This is a genomic window from Streptomyces sp. NPDC060205 (assembly GCF_042728395.1).
Taxonomy (GTDB): Bacteria; Actinomycetota; Actinomycetes; order Streptomycetales; family Streptomycetaceae; genus Streptomyces.
This window is the reverse complement of the sequence record NZ_JBHWZP010000018.1, coordinates 1-19,853: the sequence shown is the minus strand read 5'-3', so window position 1 is coordinate 19,853 and position 19,853 is coordinate 1. Positions and strand designations below refer to the sequence as shown.

Below are 19,853 nucleotides of genomic sequence, written 5' to 3'. Positions count from 1 at the left end.
GATCCCTTTACGGAAGACGGGAAGGCCGAGGCGGAGCATTCGAAGCGCTTCGATGCTGATTCGACGAGCCCCGGGTGTCAAGACACCCAGACGCAACAGCCCCGCGTTCTCTCCGCACATCCGCTCCGACCCCAAGGGGCGGGAGCGGCCGGTACAGACCTCTCCCGCCCCGCCACACCTCCGAGGAATGTTTGAATCGGCTCTTGTGCACCCCCAGGTGTTCACTTAACCTCGCAGCAACATCGAAGCGCTTCGACTGATCGACGGTACTGCTCCCGAGTGCGCAGACCTCCGAGGTTCGCTTCCGCTCAGCTCAGCTCAGCCAGTTCCGCTCAAGACACCGCAGCCGACGGCCACTTGGCCAGGTGTCCTGCTGTGCGCCACGAAGGGTTGACGCAATGACGCCGAACACCTCCGCCCCCGGCACCGGCCGGAGAAGCTTCCTCGCCTCCACGGCGGTCGCCACCGTCGCGGTGGCCGGCGGGATGCCGCTGCTGGCCGCGTGCGGCGGCTCCGACGGCGGCAAGAAGGAGGGCACGACCTCGGGCAAGGACGCGAAGAAGATCCTTCCCACCTTCGTGGCGCAGAACGTGGTGACGCCGGACATCGCGTCGAAGAACGGATCCTCGCTCGGCTTCACCGGCAAGCTCGTCACGGCCGACCTGAAGACCTCGGTGTCCGGCAAGCTCGGCAAGGGCAGCACCATCAAGATCATGTCGCCGTTCTGGGGCTCGCCGCCGAAGGGCGACAACCCCTACTACAGGGCGATGAACGAGAAGATCGGCGCCAACGTCGTCTGGCAGAACCAGGACGGCAACACGTACGACGAGAAGCTGGGCGCAGTCCTCGCCTCCAGCGACATGCCGGACGTCGTGGTGATCCCCGGCTGGAACATGGGCGGCAAGATACCCAGTGCCATCATCAGCAAGATGGCCGACCTCGGCCCCTACCTCTCCGGTGACAAGGTCAAGGACTATCCGAACCTCGCCGCCGTCCCGACCGACGCCTGGCAGCGCTCCATCTTCGGCGGCAAGCTGCGCGGTCTGCCGATGCCCAGCTCGTACGTCGCCAACATCGTGCCGTACTACCGCAAGGACATCTTCGACGCCAAGGGATACGAACTGCCCACCTCGGCGGCCGAGTTCCTCGCCCTGGCCAAGGAGATCACCAGCGCCAGGGCGAAGGTGTGGGCCTGCGACGACATGAAGTGGACGGCGTTCAACAGCTTCGGCGTGCTGTCCGGGAGCGAGAAGCCGCTCGGCTGGAACCTCGTCGACGGCAAGCTGGTCTACCGCGTGGAGACCGACGCATACCTCGAAGCGCTGGAGTGGACGCGCAAGCTGTACTCCGCGGGAGTCGTCCACCCGGACGCCAAGGCGCAGAACCAGGGCGACTCCAGTCTGCGCTTCACCGCCGGCGAAGTCCTCGTCTACAACAACGACATCTCGCACTGGTGGGCCAAGACCACCGAACAGGCCGCGCAGAACAAGAAGTTCCGTATCGACGGCATGGACATCTTCGGCCATGACGGCGGGGATCCCACGCTGTGGGCCGGGGCGCCCGCGAGCATCTTCGCCTTCGTCAACAAGAAGGCGTCCAAGGCGGTCGTCCAGGACGTGCTGGCCGCCGCGAACGTCACCGCCGCCCCGTACGGCACCGAGGAGTACATGCTCACCAACTACGGGGTCGAGGGCACGCACTACACGGTCAAGGACGGCACGCCCACCAAGAACGACAAGGGCAACCAGGAGGTCCTGAACGCCTTCGTGATGCTGGCGAGCCCCGCTTCCACGATCGCGCACCCCGACCTCCCGGAGATCGCGAAGGCACAGGTCGAATGGCAGCAGCGGATGGGCGCCTTCACGAAGAAGTCCCCCTTCTACGGACTCCAGATCATCGAACCGGCCCGGTACACGAACCTCTCCAACGACTTCGAGCAGCTGGAGGACGACGTCGTCCGGGGCCGCAAGAAGATCAGCGACATGCAGCAGGCCGTGTCGGACTGGAAGAGCCAGGGCGGCGACAAGCTGCGGGACTGGTACGGGAAGCTGCTGGACGACAGCGGATCCGCGCAGGGGTGACCCGGTGGCCCACAGCACCGCTCCACGTGACGCCACTCCGGCCGACGCCGCTCCCGGTGACGCCACCCCACGCGACACCACTCGGCGCGGCGGCACTCCGGTGGCCGCCGCGTCGTCCGACCCGGGGGTCACCAGGGCCGAGAAGAGAGCCCTGCGCAAGGCCCTGAACGGCGGCGGTGGCGGCACCTTCAAGGTCCGCTTCGGACGGGACCGCACGCTGGTCCTGATGACCCTGCCGGCCGTCCTGCTCGTCCTGGTCTTCAACTACATACCGATCCTGGGCAACGTCGTCGCCTTCCAGGAGTACGACCCCTACATCAGCGACAACGGCTTCATCGCCCTCTTCCACAGCCCCTGGGTCGGCTTCGAGCAGTTCTCCCGGCTCTTCGAGGACTCGGCGTTCTGGGACGCCGTCCAGAACACCCTCGTCCTGTTCGGGCTGCAACTGGTGCTCTTCTTCCCCGTCCCGATCCTGCTCGCGCTGCTCATCAACAGCGTGATCAGGCCGCATGTGCGGGCGGTGTCCCAGGCGATCCTCTACCTGCCGCACTTCTTCTCCTGGGTGCTGGTCATCACCGTCTTCCAGCAGATCTTCGGCGGCGCGGGCATCATCGCGCAGACCCTGCGACGGCACGGCCACGAGGGCTTCGACCTCATGACCGACCCGGGGATCTTCAAGTTCCTGGTGACGGCGGAGGGCGTGTGGAAGGACGCGGGCTGGGGCGTCATCGTCTTCCTCGCCGCGCTGGCCTCCGTCAGCCCCGATCTGTACGAGGCCTCGGCGATGGACGGGGCCGGCCGGTGGCGGCGTATGTGGCACGTCACGCTGCCCGCGCTCCGTCCGGTGATCGCCCTGCTCCTCGTGCTGCGCGTCGGTGACGCGCTCACGGTCGGCTTCGAGCAGATCCTGCTGCAGCGGGACGCGGTGGGACCGGGCGCGGCGGAGGTCCTCGACACCTACGTGTGGTGGAACGGCGTCCGCAACCAGGACTTCAGTTACGCGGCGGCGGCCGGCCTGATCAAGGGCGTCGTCAGTCTCGGACTCGTCCTCGCCGCGAACAAGGTCGCCCATCTCATGGGCGAGCAGGGGGTGTACAAGAAATGAGCGCCGTGACCGAGGGTGCCGTGACCGAGGACCGGCCGGGGGCCGGGGGACCGAGGACCGGGGGACCGAAGGCGCCCGGCCGCTGGGCGGCCCCGCCGAGGCCCGTCTGGGAGGAGGAACCGCGCCGCGCCGGACTCGCCGGCAAGGCCATCGCCCTGGGCCTCGCCTGCCTGGCCGTCCTGTTCCCGCTGTGGATCGTCGTCGTCACCAGCCTGTCCACGAAACAGACCATCAGCGAGGCGGGCGGTCTGGTGCTGGTCCCGAGGGACCTCACCCTCATCGCCTACCAGGAACTGCTGAGCGGCGGCCAGGTCACCCGCGCCACCGTCGTCAGCCTGGGCGTCACCGTCGTCGGCACGCTGTTCTCGATGACGGTGTCGATCCTCTGCGCGTACGGGCTCTCGCGCGTCGGGTCGCTCGGGCACCGCTGGTTCCTGATGACCCTGCTCGCGACGATGTTCTTCGGCGCCGGGCTCATCCCCACGTATCTGCTGGTGCAGTCGCTGGGGCTGACGGACACGTATCTCGCGCTGATCCTGCCGAGCGCGATCAGCGTCTTCAACATCCTGGTGCTGCGCGCGTTCTTCATGGGCATCTCGCCGGAACTCACCGACAGCGCGCGGATCGACGGGGCGGGGGACTGGCGGATCCTCTGGCAGATCGTGCTCCCGCTGTCCCGGGCCGTCATCGCGGTGATCACGCTCTTCTACGCCGTCGGGTACTGGAGCGCGTGGTTCAACGCGTCGATCTATCTGAGCGATCAGGACATGATGCCGCTGCAGAACGTGATGATCCAGCTCGTGCAGAAGCAGGAACCTCCGGTGGGGTTGGGGCAGGCGATTCGGGCTGGACAGTTGTCCGCGCTCGCTGTGCAGATGGCTGTGATGGTGTTGGCGTTGTTGCCTGTTGCGTTTTTGTCGCCGTTCGTCCAGAAGCACTTCAAGAAGGGGATGTTGACCGGCGCGGTCAAAGGCTGATGGGTTGCCCCGCTGGGGGTGGTTGTCGGGTGCCGGTTCGTCGTGGCTGGTCGCGCAGTTCCCCGCGCCCCTGAAGGGGCGCCTCCCCGGGCGCCCTCCCGGGGCTCTATCGAGCGAGGTGTGTCATGAGCGCGACCAGTCCCCGTAAGTCAGTCGGGCTCGCCGGTGTCGCCCGCGGGCGCGTTCTCTTCGGTGGGGACTGGAACCCCGAGCAGTGGCCCGAGGAGGTCTGGCATGAGGACGTGCGTCTCATGCGGGAGGCGGGGGTCAACTCCGTCACGCTCGGTGTGTTCTCCTGGGCGAGGATCGAACCACGCCCGGGCGTACGGGAGTTCGGCTGGCTGGACCGGCTCATGGACCTCGTGCACGGACACGGCATCGGGGTCGTCCTCGCCACCCCGACCTCCTCGCCCCCGCCCTGGCTGGGCCGGCTCCACCCGGACACCCTGCCCCGTGACGCGGACGGCCGCACCGAGTGGTGGGGCGGCCGTCAGCACTTCTCGCACTCCAGCGCCACCTACCGCCGTCACGCTGCCGCGATCACCGAGGACCTGGCCGCCCGCTACGGCAGCCACCCCGCCCTCATGATGTGGCACATCAACAACGAGTACTGCACCTACGACTGGGGCGACGAGGCGGCCGGCACGTTCCGCCGCTGGCTCCGGGACAGGTACGGCACGCTCGACGCGCTCAACACGGCCTGGGGAACCGCCTTCTGGAGCCAGGGGTACGGCGACTGGGAGGAGATCCTGCCGCCGCGCCGCGCCCACTACCTGAACAACCCCACCCAGGTGCTCGACTTCAAGCGCTACACGTCCGACATGCTCCTGGAGTGTTACGTGGCCGAGCGGGACATCGTCCGCCGGCACTCCCCGGACCTCCCGGTGACCACCAACTTCATGCCGCTGTGGGCGGGGCAGGACGCCTGGCGATGGGCCCGGGAGGAGGACGTCGTCTCCGTCGACCTCTATCCGGATCCGCGCGACCCCTTCGGCGCGCAGGAGGGCGCGCTCGTCCAGGACATGACGCGTTCCCAGGCCCGCGGGCCGTGGATGCTGATGGAGCAGGCGGCGGGTTCGGTGAACTGGCGGGGCGTGAACCACCCCAAGCCGCGCGGCCTCAACCGGCTCTGGTCCCTCCAGGCGGTCGCCCGGGGCGCCGACGCCGTCTGCTACTTCCAGTGGCGGCAGTCCCGCCAGGGCGCGGAGAAGTTCCACTCGGGCATGCTCGGCCACGCGGGGGAGCGGGGCCGCACCTACCAGGAGGTCAAGCGGCTCGGCGCCGAGCTGCGGCGGATCGGCGCGCAGGTGACGGGCCGCCACTCGGCCTCCCAGGTCGCGATCCTCCACGAGTGGAACGCCTGGTGGGCGGGCGAGCAGGACGGCCGGCTCTCCCGCGAGGTCGGGTATCCGCAGGTCGTGCGGGCCTGGCATCGCGCCCTGTGGGAGGCCCACATCAGCACGGACTTCGCGCACCCCGAGCACGACCTGTCCGCGTACCGCCTCGTCGTCGTGCCGCAGCTCTACCTCCTCACCGACACGGCGATCGACAACCTCGTCGCGTACGTACGAGGAGGGGGCACCCTCGTCTGCGGCTTCCTGACCGGGATCGCTGACGAGGACGACCGGGTGCGGACCGGCGGGATGGACGGGCGGCTGCGGGAACTGTTCGGCATCCGCACCCTGCACGAGTGGTGGCCGCTCGATCCGGGCGAGTACGCCGAGTGCGAGGGTTTCCGGGGCACGCTGTGGTCCGAGGAGATCGAGGCCGGGACCGAGGAGGCCGGGGACGTCGTCGCGCACTCCCGCTACAAGGGCGGCGAACTCGACGGACTGCCCGCCGTGCTGCGCAGGGGCCGCGCCTGGTACGTCTCCACGCTGCCCGAACCCGACGCCCTGCGTGAGCTGTTGGAGGGCGTGGCGGCGGAGGCGGGGGTCCGCCCGGTGCTCGAAGGACTGCCCGCACAGGTCGAGGCCGTACGCCGGGGAGACCTCCTCTTCGTCCTCAACCACGGGCGCGAACCGGTCACGGTGGCGGTGCCGGGGAAGCACCGGGACCTGCTCGGCGAACGACCGGTCACGGACACCCTCGAACTGGGGCGGTACGGAGTGGCGGTGCTGTCCCCATGACCACGGGTCGGCACACCGTGCCGCCTCCCGCGCCGCACGGGTCCTGGGAGCCGACTCCCGGGGCCGCGGCAGACGTACAGCGCAGCCATCCCCCACATCCCCCCACCCATGGAAGGGACACCATGGCATCACGCACGCCGAACACGAGGACGAGGACGAGCAGGAACGCGCACCGGATCGCCAAGGCGCTGCTGGCGCCCGCGCTCGCTCTCGGAGTGACCGTCGGGCTCGCCTCCGCCCCCGCCTCCGCCGCGGTCTGGAACTCCTGCGACCAGTGGGGCAACACCAGCCTGGGCGGCTACACGCTCTACAACAACATCTGGGGCTCCGGCGCGGGCAGCCAGTGCATCTGGGCCAACTCCGGCACCAACTGGGGAGTCTGGGCCAACCACCCCAACACCGGCGGCATCAAGTCGTACCCCAACTCCAAGAAGGTGATCAACAAGACGATCACCTCGCTCGGTTCGCTCTCCAGCAGCTACAACGTCACGGTCCCGTCGGCCGGCGCGTACAACACCTCGTACGACATCTGGGACACCGACTACGACTACGAGATCATGCTCTGGGTCAATTACAACGGGGCCGTCGGTCCGCTCGGCACCGCGCAGGGCAATGTCACCCTCGGCGGTCACACCTGGTCCGTCTACAAGGGCAACAACGGCGCCAACGAGGTGTTCTCGTTCCTGCGCACCTCGGACTCGAACTCGGGCAGCGTCAGCATCCTGCCGATCCTCAAGTGGATCAAGGACACCAAGGGCTGGATGGGCAACGAGACCATCGGTGATGTCCAGTTCGGCTTCGAGGTCACGTCCTCGTCCGGCGGCCTGGACTTCGTCACCAACAACCTGACGGTCAGCAGCAGCTGACCGTCAGGTGCGGCGCGCGGCTACTCGGTGACGGGCAGCCGCGCGCCGTCGCGCAGGAACAGCGGGATACGGTCCAGCGGGGCGTCGACGGTCACGGCCGCGCCGCCCGGGTACTCCTGCCCTGTCCACGCGTCCGTCCAGCGCGCGCCCGCCGGAAGATACGCCGTACGGACCGTCGCGCCCGCCGTGAGCACCGGCGCGACCAGCAGATCCCGGCCGAAGAGATACGCGTCGTCCACCGACCAGGCCGCCTGGTCCTCGGGGAACTCCAGGAACAGCGGCCGCATCACCGGCAGCCCCTCCTCGTGGGCCTCCCGCATGACCTCCAGCACGTACGGCTTCAGGCGTTCGCGCAGATGGAGGTACTTCTCCAGGATGGGCCGGGCCACTTCGCCGTACGACCACACCTCGTTCGGGCCGCCGGTCATCTCCGGGCCGAGCGGCAGGCCGGGGTCGCGGAAGCCGTGCAGGCGCATCAGCGGGGACAGCGCGCCGAACTGGAACCAGCGGATCATCACCTCGCGGTACGCCGGGTCGTCCGGGTCGCCGCCGTGGAAGCCGCCGATGTCGGTGTTCCACCAGGGGATGCCCGACAGCGAGGTGTTGAGGCCCGCGGCTATCTGGCGCCGCAGCGTCGCGAAGTCCGTGCCGATGTCCCCGGACCACAGGGCCGCCCCGTAGCGCTGACTGCCCGCCCACGCAGAGCGGTTGAGGGTGACGATCTCGCTCTCGCCGGCCGCCAGCATGCCCTCGTGGAAGGCGCGGGAGTTCTCGCGCGGATACATGTTGCCCACTTCGAGGCCGGGGCCCGCCCAGTAGCGCAGGTTCTCCTGGAAGCCCGGCTTCAGCTCGGGCTCGCAGGCGTCCAGCCAGAAGGACGTGATCCCGTACGGCTCCAGGTAGTTGTCCCTGATCTTCGACCAGAGGAATTCCCGGGCCTCGGGGTTCGTCGCGTCGTAGAAGGCGACCTGGACCGTGGAGGCGACCTCCTTGTCCGGCCAGTCGGCGTGTGCCATCGGCCCGTACTGCGTGCCGACGAACCAGCCGCGCTGCTCCATCAGCTGGTGGTTCTCGGAGAGCGGGGAGACGGACGGCCAGACGGACACGACGAGCTTGATGCCCAGCTCCGCCAGCTCCCGCTGCATGGCGGCCGGGTCGGGCCACTCGGCCGGGTCGAACTTCCAGTCGCCCAGGTGCGTCCAGTGGAAGAAGTCGCAGACGATGACGTCGATGGGCAGCCCGCGGCGCTTGTACTCCCGCGCCACTTCCAGGAGTTCGTCCTGGGTGCGGTAGCGCAGCTTGCACTGCCAGAAGCCCGCCGCCCACGCGGGCAGCATCGGCGTCCGCCCGGTCACCGCGCTGTAGCGGCGCTGCGCGTCGGCCGGATCGCCCGCCGTGATCCAGTAGTCGATCTGCCGGGCCGAGTCCGCCACCCAGCGCGTGCCGTTGCCCGCCAGCTCGACCCGGCCGACCGCCGGACTGTTCCACAGCAGGGTGTAGCCGCGGCTGGACGTGAGGACCGGGATGGTCACCTCGGCGTTGCGCTGCACCAGGTCGAGGACGGCACCCTTCTGGTCGAGCAGCCCGTGCTGGTGCTGCCCCAGGCCGTACAGCTTCTCGCCCTCGTAGGCGGCGAAGCGCTGCTCCAGGCGGTGGTATCCGTTGCCCACGGGTGTGTAGAGCCGCGGCCCGGGCCACCAGAAGTGGGCGCGCTCCTCGGTGAGGAGTTCGCTCCCGTCGCCGGTCCGCACGAAGCGGATCAGCCCCTCGGCGTCGACCTCGACCGTCAGCGCGCCGACGGTCAGCAGCCCCCGGCCGCCCTCGGTCTTGACGGTGGCCCCGGCGGCGGGCGGCTCGTCGAGGACGGCGGCGGGCAGGCCCTCAAGGATCGGGCCGCCGAGCCTGGCCCGGACCCGTACGGCGTCGGGGCCCCACGGCTCGATGCGTACGGTCTCCTGCCGGCCGCTCCACTCCAGCGCGCCGCCGCGTTCCCGGAACGTGCCGACGGTTGGGGAGGACTGGGTGAGACTCGCGGACCCCGAACCGGACGGTCCCGGCTGCCCGGCCCGTCCCGGTTGCCCGGCGCGTTCCGGCCGGTTCTCGACATGCTGGTTCATGCGGAGTGCTCCTGAAGGGAGGAGGGGCGACAAGACCCGGTTACGTGGCTCAGGAGGACCAGGTCGGGGAAGTTGAGCGGGAGTGGACGTGGGGCGGAGGCGGGTCGGGTCAGGAGGTGGCAGGGGCCGGGCCCGTGCTCGCCCGGACCGTCAGCTCGGGCGAGATGAGCACGACTTCGTCCTTGCCGCGCCCCTCCAGCTTGGCGATCAGATGCTCCACCGCGTTACGGCCCATCTCCTGGGCGGGGATGGCGACCGAGGTCAGCCGCACCGAGGCCTGGACGGCTACCTGGTCCGGGCAGATCGCGATCACCGAGACGTCCTCGGGTACGGCCCGGCCCTGCCGGCGCAGCAGCGCGAGCAGCGGCTCGACAGCGGACTCGTTCTGTACGACGAACCCCGTGGTGCCGGGGCGTTCGTCGAAGACCCGGGCCAGGGTCAGGGACATCGCGTCGAAGCCGCCCTCGCACGGGCGGTGCAGGACGCGCAGGCCCAGCTCGCGCGAGCGGGTCCTGAGCCCGTCGAGCGTGCGCTCGGCGAACCCCGTGTGCCGTTCGTACACCGCGGGCGCCTCACCGATGACAGCGATGTCACGGTGTCCGAGCATCGCGAGATGTTCGGCGCACAGCGCGCCCGTCGCACCGAAGTCGAGGTCCACGCAGGTCAGACCACTGGTGTCGGCGGGCAGCCCGATGAGGACGGACGGCTGCTCGGTGCCGCGCAGCAGCGGCAGCCGCTCGTCGTCCAGCTCGACGTCCATCAGGATCATCGCGTCGGCGAGCCCGCTGCCGGTGACCCGGCGCACGGCGTCGGGGCCCTCCTCGCCGGTGAGCAGCAGCACGTCGTACCCGTGGGAGCGCGCCGAGGTCGTCACCGCGATGGCGATCTCCATCATCACGGGTACGTACATGTCCGTGCGGAGCGGGATCATCAGCGCGATGATGTTGGACCGGCTGCTTGCCAGCGCCCGGGCTCCCGCGTTGGGGTGGTAGCCGAGCACCTGGATGCTCTCCTCGACCCGCTGCCGGGTGCCCGCGGAGATGGACCGCTTGCCGCTGAGGACATAGCTCACCGTGCTCGCCGAGACTCCGGCGTGCTGGGCGACCTCGGCGAGGGTGACCATCCGGGTCTCCGGTTCTGTGTGAAGCGCTTCGACGGGGCGCTGCGCTGACAGGGGCGAGTGAAGGTGGCTTGACAGTAGCTTGATGGCGGGTGGGTGTCCATAGGTTGTCGAAGCGCTTCGACTCCGACGGGGGCGCGGGATGCCCACCGGGGGTGGGGGCTCGGGTTTGGTGGCGGGTGCCGGCCGGTGGGGGTTGAGCGCGCAGTTCCCCGCGCCCCTGGCGGGGCGGCCCTGCGGGCCTGCCCCGCCTCGTCATGGTGCGCGAGGGCTGGTGGGTGGGGGCGTTATCGGGTACATACGATCCAGTAGCACCGGTGAGTAACGTAACCGGACCAAGATCCCTATACGCGGCGAGGTGAGCCTCTTGTCCGCAACACCCCACCAGCCCGCTGTCTCCGAACGTGAGGCCCGTCAGGTCGCCGAGGCCGCGCGGGAGCAGGACTGGCGCAAACCCAGCTTCGCCAAGGAGCTGTTCCTCGGCCGCTTCCGGCTCGATCTGATCCACCCCCACCCGATGCCTCCCGGTGAGGACGCCCAGCGCGGCGAGGAGTTCCTCGCCAAGCTGCACGACTTCTGCGAGACGAAGGTCGACTCCGCGCTCATCGAGCGGGAGGCCCGCATCCCCGACGAGGTGATCAACGGGCTCAAGGAGCTCGGCGCCCTCGGGATGAAGATCGACACGAAGTACGGCGGCCTCGGCCTGACGCAGGTCTACTACAACAAGGCGCTCGCCCTGATCGGCTCGGCGAACCCGGCGCTCGGCGCCCTGTTCTCCGCGCACCAGTCGATCGGCGTACCGCAGCCGCTGAAGCTCTTCGGCACCCAGGAGCAGAAGGACGCCTTCCTGCCGCGCCTGGCCCGTACCGACATCTCCGCCTTCCTGCTCACCGAGCCGGACGTGGGTTCCGACCCGGCGCGGCTCGCGACCAGCGCGGTGCCGGACGGGGAGGACTACGTCCTCGACGGCGTGAAGCTCTGGACGACCAACGGCGTGGTCGCCGACCTGCTCGTCGTGATGGCGCGCGTACCGAAGTCCGAGGGGCACAAGGGGGGCATCACCGCATTCGTCGTGGAGGCGGCCTCGGAGGGCGTCACCGTCGAGAACCGCAACGCGTTCATGGGGCTGCGCGGCCTGGAGAACGGCGTCACACGCTTCCACCGGGTCCGGGTGCCCGCCGCGAACCGCATCGGCGCGGAAGGGGCCGGCCTCAAGATCGCCCTGACCACCCTCAACACTGGACGGCTCTCGCTGCCCGCGATGTGCGTCGGCGCCGGCAAGTGGTGTCTGAAGATCGCCCGCGAGTGGTCGTCCGTACGGGAGCAGTGGGGCAAGCCGGTCGCCCACCACGAGGCCGTGGGCGCCAAGATCTCCTTCATCGCGGCCACCACGTTCGCCCTGGAGGCCGTGCTCGACCTGTCGTCCCAGATGGCCGACGAGGACCGCAACGACATCCGCATCGAGGCCGCCCTCGCCAAGCTGTTCGGCTCCGAGATGGCCTGGCTGATGGCCGACGAGCTGGTCCAGATCCGCGGCGGCCGGGGCTTCGAGACCGCCGACTCGCTCGCCGCGCGCGGCGAACGGGCCGTCCCCGCCGAGCAGGTGTTGCGCGATCTGCGCATCAACCGTATCTTCGAGGGCTCGACGGAGATCATGCACCTCCTGATCGCCCGCGAGGCCGTCGACGCCCACCTCTCCGTCGCCGGAGACCTCATCGACCCCGACAAGTCCCTGGCCGACAAGGCGAAGGCGGGCGCGAACGCCGGGGTCTTCTACGCCAAGTGGTTCCCGAAGCTGGTCGCGGGCGCAGGTCAACTCCCGCGCGCGTACGGGGACTTCCACCCGGCCGGGCACGTCGACCTCTCCGGCCATCTGCGGTACGTGGAACGCTCGGCCCGCAAGCTCGCCCGCTCCACCTTCTACGCCATGTCCCGCTGGCAGGGCCGGATGGAGACCAAGCAGGGCTTCCTCGCCCGGATCGTCGACATCGGCGCCGAACTGTTCGCGATGAGCGCCGTCTGCGTGCGCGCCGAACTCCTGCGCACCACGGAGGCGCACGGCCGCGAGGCTTACCAGCTCGCGGACGCCTTCTGCAGTCAGTCCCGCATTCGCGTCGAAGAACTCTTCGGCCGGCTGTGGTCCAACACCGACGATCTCGACCGCAAGGTCGTCAAGGGCGTTCTCGGCGGTGCCTACACCTGGCTGGAGAACGGAATCGTCGACCTGTCCGGCGACGGCCCCTGGATCGCCGACGCGACCCCCGGAACATCGGAAAGGGAAAACGTCCACCGCCCCATCCGCTGACCTTTCTCCCAGGAATGCACTCCTGTCCCCGCCGTCGTTCCGCTGCTTGCCGCACGGAAATTCAGCGTCAACAATGAGCGGACCGGCGAGCGGGGGCAGCGCCCCGTGAGGGGCGCGGGGAACGGCGCAATCTTTCAGCTTTTCAGGGGCGCGGGGAACTGCGCGACCAGCCCCCACCGGCCGGCACCCGAAGAACGGGATCAGGTACATCCGCGTCAGGGGGTAATTCCAGTGCCGGTACTGGGTCTGGACAACATCACCGGCAGGATAATGCGCGCAGGCGAAGGCAGAATCCTCCGCAAACTCCAGCGCACAGCCGAACAGGTCGCCTCCCTCGAAGCGGAATTCGAGCAGCTCACCGATGAAGAGCTCCAGGCTCTCACGCCCGAGTTCAAAGAACGCCACGAGGCGGGCGAAAGCCTCGACGACCTCCTGCCGGAGGCATTCGCCGCGATGCGCGAGGCCGCCCGCCGCACCCTCGGCATGCGCCACTTCGACGTACAGATCATGGGCGGCGCGGCCCTCCACCTCGGCAACATCGCCGAGATGCAGACCGGCGAGGGCAAGACCCTGGTCGCCACCCTGCCCGTCTATCTCAACGCCCTGACCGGCAAGGGCGTCCACCTCGTCACCGTCAACGACTACCTCGCCCAGCGCGACGCCGACTGGATGGGCCGCGCCTACCGCTTCCTCGGGCTGACCGTCGGCGTCATCAGGACCCAGTCGACCCCGGCCGAACGCCGCGAGCAGTACGCCTGCGACATCACCTACGGCACCAACACCGAGTTCGGCTTCGACTACCTGCGCGACAACATGGCCTGGTCGAAGGACGAACTCGTCCAGCGCGGCCACCACTTCGCCATCGTCGACGAGGCCGACTCCATCCTCATCGACGAGGCCAGGACCCCGCTGATCATCTCCGGCCCGGCCGACCAGCCCACGCACTGGTACGAGGCGTTCGCCAGGATGGTCACGCGGATGCGCGGAGTCGCCGTCCAGGACGAGAACTTCACGACCCCGGCCGACAAGGACCGCCTCGCCGGACTGCGCGCCACCCACGACTACGAGTACGACCCCAAGAAACGCACCGTGGCGATCCTCGACCGCGGAGTGGAGTTCCTCCAGGACCAGCTCGGCATAGACAGCCTCTACGAGTCCGACCACACCTCCCTCATCGGCCATCTGAACAACGCGCTCAAGGCGAAGGAACACTTCAAACGCGACAAGGACTACGTCGTCACGAACGGCGAGGTCCTCATCGTCGACGAGCACACCGGCCGCATCCTCGCCGGACGGCGCTACAACGAGGGCCTGCACCAGGCCATCGAGGCGAAAGAGGCGGTGACGGTCAAGGACGAGAACCAGACCCTCGCCACGATCACCCTGCAGAACTTCTTCCGGCTCTACGACAAGCTCGGCGGAATGACCGGCACGGCCATGACCGAGGCCGCGGAGTTCCACCAGATCTACAAACTCCACGTGGTGCCGATCCCCACCAACCGGCCGATGGCCCGCGCCGACGACCCCGACCAGATCTACCGGACCGTCGACGCCAAGTACACGGCGATCCTCGACGACATCGCCGACAAGCACGACAAGGGCCAGCCGGTCCTCGTCGGCACCACCTCCGTCGAGAAGTCCGAGATCCTCGCCGCCCGGCTCAAACAGCGCGGCATCCGGCACGAGGTGCTCAACGCGAAGAACCACCAGCGCGAGGCACAGATCGTCGCCCAGGCGGGCCGCAGGGGCGCGGTCACCGTGGCCACCAACATGGCCGGGCGCGGCACCGACATCATGCTCGGCGGCAACCCGGAGGCCATGGCGCTCGCGGAACTGGACCGGCGCGGCCTCACCGCCGAGGAGAGCCCGGAGGAGTACCGGGACGAACATCGCCGGACCCTGGAGCGGATCAAGGAGTCGGTCGCCGCCGAGCACGACGAGGTCAAGGACCTCGGCGGGCTGTACGTGCTGGGCACCGAGCGTCACGAGTCGCGCCGCATCGACAACCAGCTGCGCGGGCGCTCCGGTCGCCAGGGCGACCCCGGCGCCTCCCGTTTCTACCTCTCCCTGGAGGACGACCTGATGCGGCTGTTCCGCGCCCAGATCGTCGACCGGGTGATGTCCATGGCGAACGTCCCCGACGACGTCCCCATCGAGAACAAGATGGTCACCCGCGCCATCGCCTCCGCCCAGTCCCAGCTGGAGCAGCAGCACTTCGAGTCCCGCAAGGACGTCCTCAAGTTCGACGAGGTCCTCAACCGCCAGCGCACCCTCATCTACGCCGAGCGCCGGCGCGTACTGGCCGGGGAGGACCTGCGGGAACAGATCCTCCACTTCATGGACGACACCATCCGCGCGTACGTCGCCGTGGAGACCGCCGACGGCTTCCCCGAGGAGTGGGACCTGGACCGGCTCTGGGTCGCCTTCGAACAGCTGTACCCGGTCGGGGTCACCGTCGACGACCTGGAGGAGGCCGCGGGCGACCGCTCCGACCTCACCGCGGACTCGATCGCCGACGCCGTCATCGAGGACGTCCACGCCCGCTACGAGGAGCGCGAGGCCGAGCTGGGCGCGGGCGCCCTGCGCGATCTGGAACGCCTCGTGGTGCTGTCGGTCCTGGACCGCAAATGGCGCGAACACCTGTACGAGATGGACTACCTGCGGGACGGCATCGGACTGCGGTGGACGCTCGGGCGGGAGCCGATCATCGAGTACGAGCGTGAGGGCTACGACATGTTCGTCGCGATGAACGACGCGATCAAGGAGGAGTCCGTCGGGTACGTCTTCAATCTGGACGCGTCCGGCAAGTCCGCCGGTCAGGAGGGGCTGGAGGCCGGTCGCCGTACGGACGGGCTGCACTTCAGCGCGCCCACGCTGGACACGGCGGAAGGGGTCGTCGAAGGGGACTTCGAGCCTTCCGACGCCGTGCCCGCGCCTCCGGCGGAGGGGGTGGCCGACGGGAAATCGCGTCCCCGGCGGGCTGCGAAGTCGCGGCCGCGGCGGAAGCGCAAGAGGTAGGGGATCCGCGGGATCGTTCGTCGGTGCGGCCCGGTGGGGGCTGGTCGCGCAGTTCCCCGCGCCCCTAACGGGGCTCCGCTGTCCCCGGGTCCTCGTGTTGCGGCAACAATGGGGGGATGAGCGACAGTCCAGCCCCCCTCGCCGATCCGCATCTCGTCTTCGATCCTGTGGACGGGAGCCGGGACGTCGTGATCCTCGGCTCCACCGGATCGATCGGTACGCAGGCCATCGACCTCGTGCTGCGCAACCCCGACCGGTTCCGGGTGACCGGGCTCTCCGCGGCGGGCGGGAGGGTGGAGCTCTTGGCGGAGCAGGCGCACCGGCTCCGCGTCAAGACCGTCGCCGTGGCCCGCGAGGACGCCGTACCGGCCCTGCGCGAGGCCCTTTCCGCACGGTACGGGCCCGGGGAGCCCCTGCCGGAGCTGCTCGCCGGAGCGGACGCGGCCACCGAGCTGGCCGCCTCCCCGGCACACACCGTCCTGAACGGCATCACCGGCTCGATCGGCCTCGCCCCCACCCTCGCCGCCCTGGAGGCGGGCCGCACCCTCGCGCTCGCCAACAAGGAGTCGCTCATCGTCGGCGGCCCCCTGGTGAAGGCGCTGGCCGCACCGGGCCAGATCATCCCCGTCGACTCCGAGCACGCGGCCCTGTTCCAGGCGCTCGCCTCGGGCACCAGGGCCGACGTACGCAAGCTCGTCGTCACCGCCTCGGGCGGCCCCTTCAGAGGACGTACGAAGGCCGAGCTGGCCGACGTCGGACCCGAGGACGCCCTCGCGCACCCCACCTGGGCCATGGGCCCGGTCATCACCGTCAACTCCGCGACCCTCGTCAACAAGGGTCTCGAAGTGATCGAGGCGCACCTCCTCTACGACATTCCCTTCGATCGCATTGAGGTGGTCGTGCACCCGCAGTCGTATGTCCACTCGATGGTCGAGTTCACGGACGGCTCCACGATGGCCCAGGCGACGCCCCCCGACATGCGCGGGCCGATCGCCATCGGTCTGGGCTGGCCGCAGCGCGTCCCCGACGCCGCGCCCGCCTTCGACTGGTCGAAGGCGTCGAGCTGGGAGTTCTTCCCGCTCGACAACGACGCGTTTCCGTCGGTGGGGCTCGCCCGGCACGTCGGGGAGCTCGCGGGCACGGCCCCCGCGGTGTTCAATGCGGCCAACGAAGAATGCGTGGACGCGTTCCTGAACGGCACGCTGCCGTTCAACGGGATCATGGAGACCGTCACCGAGGTCGTCGCCGAGCACGGCACACCCCGTACGGGAACCTCGCTCACCGTCGCGGACGTCCTCGAAGCGGAGACCTGGGCCCGCGCCCGGGCCCGCGAACTGACAGCACAGACAGCATCTCGGACGACAGCCAAGACAACGGCGGAGGCTCGTGCATGACGACCCTGATGATGATCCTCGGCATAGTCGTCTTCGCGGTCGGCCTGCTCTTCTCGATCGCCTGGCACGAGCTGGGGCATCTCTCCACGGCCAAGCTCTTCGGCATCCGCGTGCCGCAGTACATGGTCGGCTTCGGCCCGACGATCTTCTCGCGCAGGAAGGGCGACACGGAGTACGGGGTCAAGGCGATTCCGCTCGGCGGCTACATCCGCATGATCGGGATGTTCCCGCCCGGCCCCGACGGCCGTATCGAGGCCCGCTCGACCTCCCCGTGGCGCGGCATGATCGAGGACGCCAGGGCGCAGTCCTTCGAGGAACTGCAGCCGGGCGACGAGAACCGGCTCTTCTACACGCGCAAGCCGTGGAAGCGCGTGATCGTGATGTTCGCCGGCCCGTTCATGAACCTGATCCTGGCCGTCGCGATCTTCCTCGGCGTGATGATGACCTTCGGCGTCCAGACCCAGACCACCACGGTCGGCAAGGTCTCCGACTGCGTCATCGAGCAGAGCGAGGCCCGCTCCGAGTGCCGGAAGAGCGACACGGCGGCGCCCGCCAAGGCCGCCGGGCTCAAGGGCGGTGACAAGATCCTCGCGTTCAACGGCGAGAAGGTCACCGACTGGTCCGCCCTCCAGGCCGACATCCGCGCCAACCCCGGCAAGGACGTCACCCTGACCGTCGAGCGCGACGGCAAGCAGCTCGACCTCTCCGCCCACCTCATCCGCAACCAGGTCAGCAAGACCGACGGCCAGGGCGGCTACGTCGAGGGCAAGTACGTGTACGCCGGGTTCCTCGGCTTCACGCCCGCCTCCGGCATCGTCCAGCAGTCCTTCGGACAGTCCGTGGACCGCATGGGCGACATGATGCAGAACGGCGTCGAGTCGCTGCTCAACCTGCCGTCCAAGGTGCCCGCCCTGTGGGATGCGGCCTTCGGCGACGGCCCGCGCGAGCCCGACTCCCCGATGGGAGTGGTCGGCGCGGCACGCGTCGGCGGCGAGGTCTTCACACTGGACATCCCGCCGGAGAACCAGATCGCGATGATGCTGTTCCTCGTCGCGGGCTTCAACCTCTCCCTGTTCCTGTTCAACATGCTCCCGCTGCTGCCGCTCGACGGCGGGCACATCGCGGGTGCCCTGTGGGAGTCGCTGCGGCGCAACGGCGCGAAGGTGCTGCGCCGCCCGGACCCCGGCCCCTTCGACGTGGCGAAGCTGATGCCGGTCGCGTACGTGGTGGCCGGAATCTTCATCTGCTTCACGATCCTGGTCCTGATCGCGGACGTGGTTAACCCGGTCAGAATCTCGTAGCCATACGGAGTTTGCGGCGGCCGGACACCATGCGTGTCCGGCCGTCCTCCATCGGGTGGTCCTGTTCGGGGAATGTGCTTCTGGCTTCGAGGGTGCCGTAATCTCGATGACTGGAGCCCGTCAGCTTTCGGGACCGACCGAATCCTTACCTTGGGGTTGCACAGCAGATGACCGCGATTTCACTCGGCATGCCGGACGTTCCGACCAGGCTCGCCGAGCGCCGCAAGAGCCGGAAGATCCAGGTCGGAACCGTGGCGGTGGGCGGCGACGCACCCGTCTCGGTCCAGTCGATGACGACCACGCGCACGTCGGACATCGGCGCCACGCTTCAGCAGATCGCCGAGCTGACCGCGTCCGGCTGCCAGATCGTGCGGGTGGCGTGCCCCACGCAGGACGACGCCGACGCGCTCGCCACCATCGCCAAGAAGTCGCAGATCCCGGTCATCGCCGACATCCACTTCCAGCCGAAGTACGTCTTCGCGGCGATCGACGCCGGCTGCGCGGCGGTCCGCGTGAACCCCGGGAACATCAAGCAGTTCGACGACCAGGTCAAGGAGATCGCGCGGGCCGCGAAGGACCACGGCACCCCGATCCGCATCGGCGTCAACGCCGGCTCCCTCGACCGGCGGCTGCTCCAGAAGTACGGCAAGGCGACGCCCGAGGCGCTCGTCGAGTCCGCGCTCTGGGAGGCGTCCCTCTTCGAGGAGCACGACTTCCGGGACATCAAGATCTCGGTCAAGCACAACGACCCGGTGGTCATGGTCAACGCCTACCGCCAGCTCGCCGCCGCCTGCGACTACCCCCTCCACCTCGGTGTGACCGAGGCCGGCCCCGCCTTCCAGGGCACGATCAAGTCGGCGGTCGCCTTCGGGGCGCTGCTCAGCGAGGGCATCGGCGACACCATCCGGGTCTCCCTCTCGGCCCCGCCGGTCGAGGAGATCAAGGTCGGCATGCAGATCCTGGAGTCGCTGAACCTCAAGCAGCGCCGCCTGGAGATCGTCTCCTGCCCGTCCTGCGGGCGCGCCCAGGTCGACGTCTACAAGCTCGCCGAGGAGGTCACGGCCGGTCTCGAAGGCATGGAGGTGCCGCTGCGCGTCGCCGTCATGGGCTGCGTCGTGAACGGGCCCGGCGAGGCCCGCGAGGCGGACCTCGGTGTCGCCTCCGGCAACGGCAAGGGCCAGATCTTCGTCAAGGGCGAGGTCATCAAGACGGTCCCGGAGTCGAAGATCGTGGAGACGCTGATCGAAGAGGCGATGAAGATCGCCGAACAGATGGAGAAGGACGGCGTGGCCTCCGGCGAGCCGACAGTGGCCATCGCGGGCTGACACCGCCCCGGCCCGCTCCTGCCCCCCTTCCGCTGCGTGCGGCATCCCATCGGGTAGTCCTCCAGGCGCGGGCCTCGTCGTGGCTGGCCGCGCAGTTCCCCGCGCCCCTAAAAGC

General features: G+C 69.0%; 12 protein-coding genes. 10 read left to right on the top strand and 2 right to left on the bottom strand.

Features of this window, described 5'->3' with window-relative positions; translation table 11 throughout:
* Positions 1 to 398 precede the first annotated feature (398 nt).
* From ACFWGJ_RS05205 to ACFWGJ_RS05185, 5 genes are all read left to right on the top strand, one after another.
* Positions 399 to 2,081: a Tat pathway signal sequence domain protein gene (locus ACFWGJ_RS05205; protein WP_387321158.1), complete on the top strand. Its 1,683-nt coding sequence runs from the start codon at positions 399 to 401 to the stop codon at positions 2,079 to 2,081.
* A gap of 4 nt (positions 2,082 to 2,085) precedes the next feature.
* Positions 2,086 to 3,186 carry an ABC transporter permease gene (locus ACFWGJ_RS05200; protein WP_387321156.1) on the top strand — a complete coding sequence of 367 codons (1,101 nt, stop codon included), beginning with the start codon at positions 2,086 to 2,088 and terminating at the stop codon, positions 3,184 to 3,186.
* Positions 3,183 to 4,163: a carbohydrate ABC transporter permease gene (locus ACFWGJ_RS05195; RefSeq protein WP_387321154.1), complete on the top strand. Its 981-nt coding sequence runs from the start codon at positions 3,183 to 3,185 to the stop codon at positions 4,161 to 4,163. The genes ACFWGJ_RS05200 and ACFWGJ_RS05195 overlap by 4 nt, the downstream gene beginning before the upstream one ends.
* 125 nt (positions 4,164 to 4,288) lie before the next feature.
* On the top strand, positions 4,289 to 6,292 hold the full coding sequence (locus ACFWGJ_RS05190) for a beta-galactosidase (protein WP_387321152.1): 2,004 nt from the start codon (positions 4,289 to 4,291) through the stop codon (positions 6,290 to 6,292).
* Between the two features lie 122 nt (positions 6,293 to 6,414).
* On the top strand, positions 6,415 to 7,158 hold the full coding sequence (locus ACFWGJ_RS05185) for a hypothetical protein (RefSeq protein WP_387321150.1): 744 nt from the start codon (positions 6,415 to 6,417) through the stop codon (positions 7,156 to 7,158).
* Positions 7,159 to 7,178: 20 nt separating this feature from the next.
* On the opposite strand, the gene ACFWGJ_RS05180 is transcribed toward ACFWGJ_RS05185, so the two are convergent.
* Both ACFWGJ_RS05180 and ACFWGJ_RS05175 read right to left on the bottom strand, forming a co-directional pair.
* The gene (locus tag ACFWGJ_RS05180) at positions 7,179 to 9,275 is read right to left on the bottom strand and encodes a TIM-barrel domain-containing protein (protein ID WP_387321149.1); all 2,097 of its coding nucleotides are present in this window, start codon (positions 9,273 to 9,275) and stop codon (positions 7,179 to 7,181) included.
* A gap of 109 nt (positions 9,276 to 9,384) precedes the next feature.
* On the bottom strand, positions 9,385 to 10,398 hold the full coding sequence (locus tag ACFWGJ_RS05175; RefSeq protein ID WP_387321148.1) for a LacI family DNA-binding transcriptional regulator: 1,014 nt from the start codon (positions 10,396 to 10,398) through the stop codon (positions 9,385 to 9,387).
* A 355-nt stretch (positions 10,399 to 10,753) separates the two neighbouring features.
* On the opposite strand from ACFWGJ_RS05175, the gene ACFWGJ_RS05170 reads away from it, so the two are divergent.
* The 5 genes from ACFWGJ_RS05170 to ispG all read left to right on the top strand — a co-directional run bounded on the left by ACFWGJ_RS05170 (position 10,754) and on the right by ispG (position 19,738).
* Positions 10,754 to 12,700: an acyl-CoA dehydrogenase family protein gene (locus ACFWGJ_RS05170; RefSeq protein WP_387321146.1), complete on the top strand. Its 1,947-nt coding sequence runs from the start codon at positions 10,754 to 10,756 to the stop codon at positions 12,698 to 12,700.
* A 270-nt stretch (positions 12,701 to 12,970) separates the two neighbouring features.
* Positions 12,971 to 15,718 carry a preprotein translocase subunit SecA gene (gene secA, locus ACFWGJ_RS05165; RefSeq protein WP_387321144.1) on the top strand — a complete coding sequence of 916 codons (2,748 nt, stop codon included), beginning with the start codon at positions 12,971 to 12,973 and terminating at the stop codon, positions 15,716 to 15,718.
* A 116-nt stretch (positions 15,719 to 15,834) separates the two neighbouring features.
* A complete protein-coding gene (gene dxr, locus ACFWGJ_RS05160; protein WP_387321142.1) occupies positions 15,835 to 17,112 on the top strand; it encodes a 1-deoxy-D-xylulose-5-phosphate reductoisomerase in 1,278 nt (425 codons plus the stop codon).
* Complete coding sequence (locus tag ACFWGJ_RS05155) at positions 17,109 to 18,413, top strand: M50 family metallopeptidase (protein WP_387321141.1); 1,305 nt, start codon at positions 17,109 to 17,111, stop codon at positions 18,411 to 18,413. Before dxr ends, ACFWGJ_RS05155 begins: the two co-directional genes overlap by 4 nt.
* A gap of 167 nt (positions 18,414 to 18,580) precedes the next feature.
* Positions 18,581 to 19,738, top strand: a complete 1,158-nt coding sequence (ispG, locus tag ACFWGJ_RS05150; RefSeq protein WP_387321140.1) for a flavodoxin-dependent (E)-4-hydroxy-3-methylbut-2-enyl-diphosphate synthase — start codon at positions 18,581 to 18,583, stop codon at positions 19,736 to 19,738.
* Positions 19,739 to 19,853: the final 115 nt, after the last annotated feature.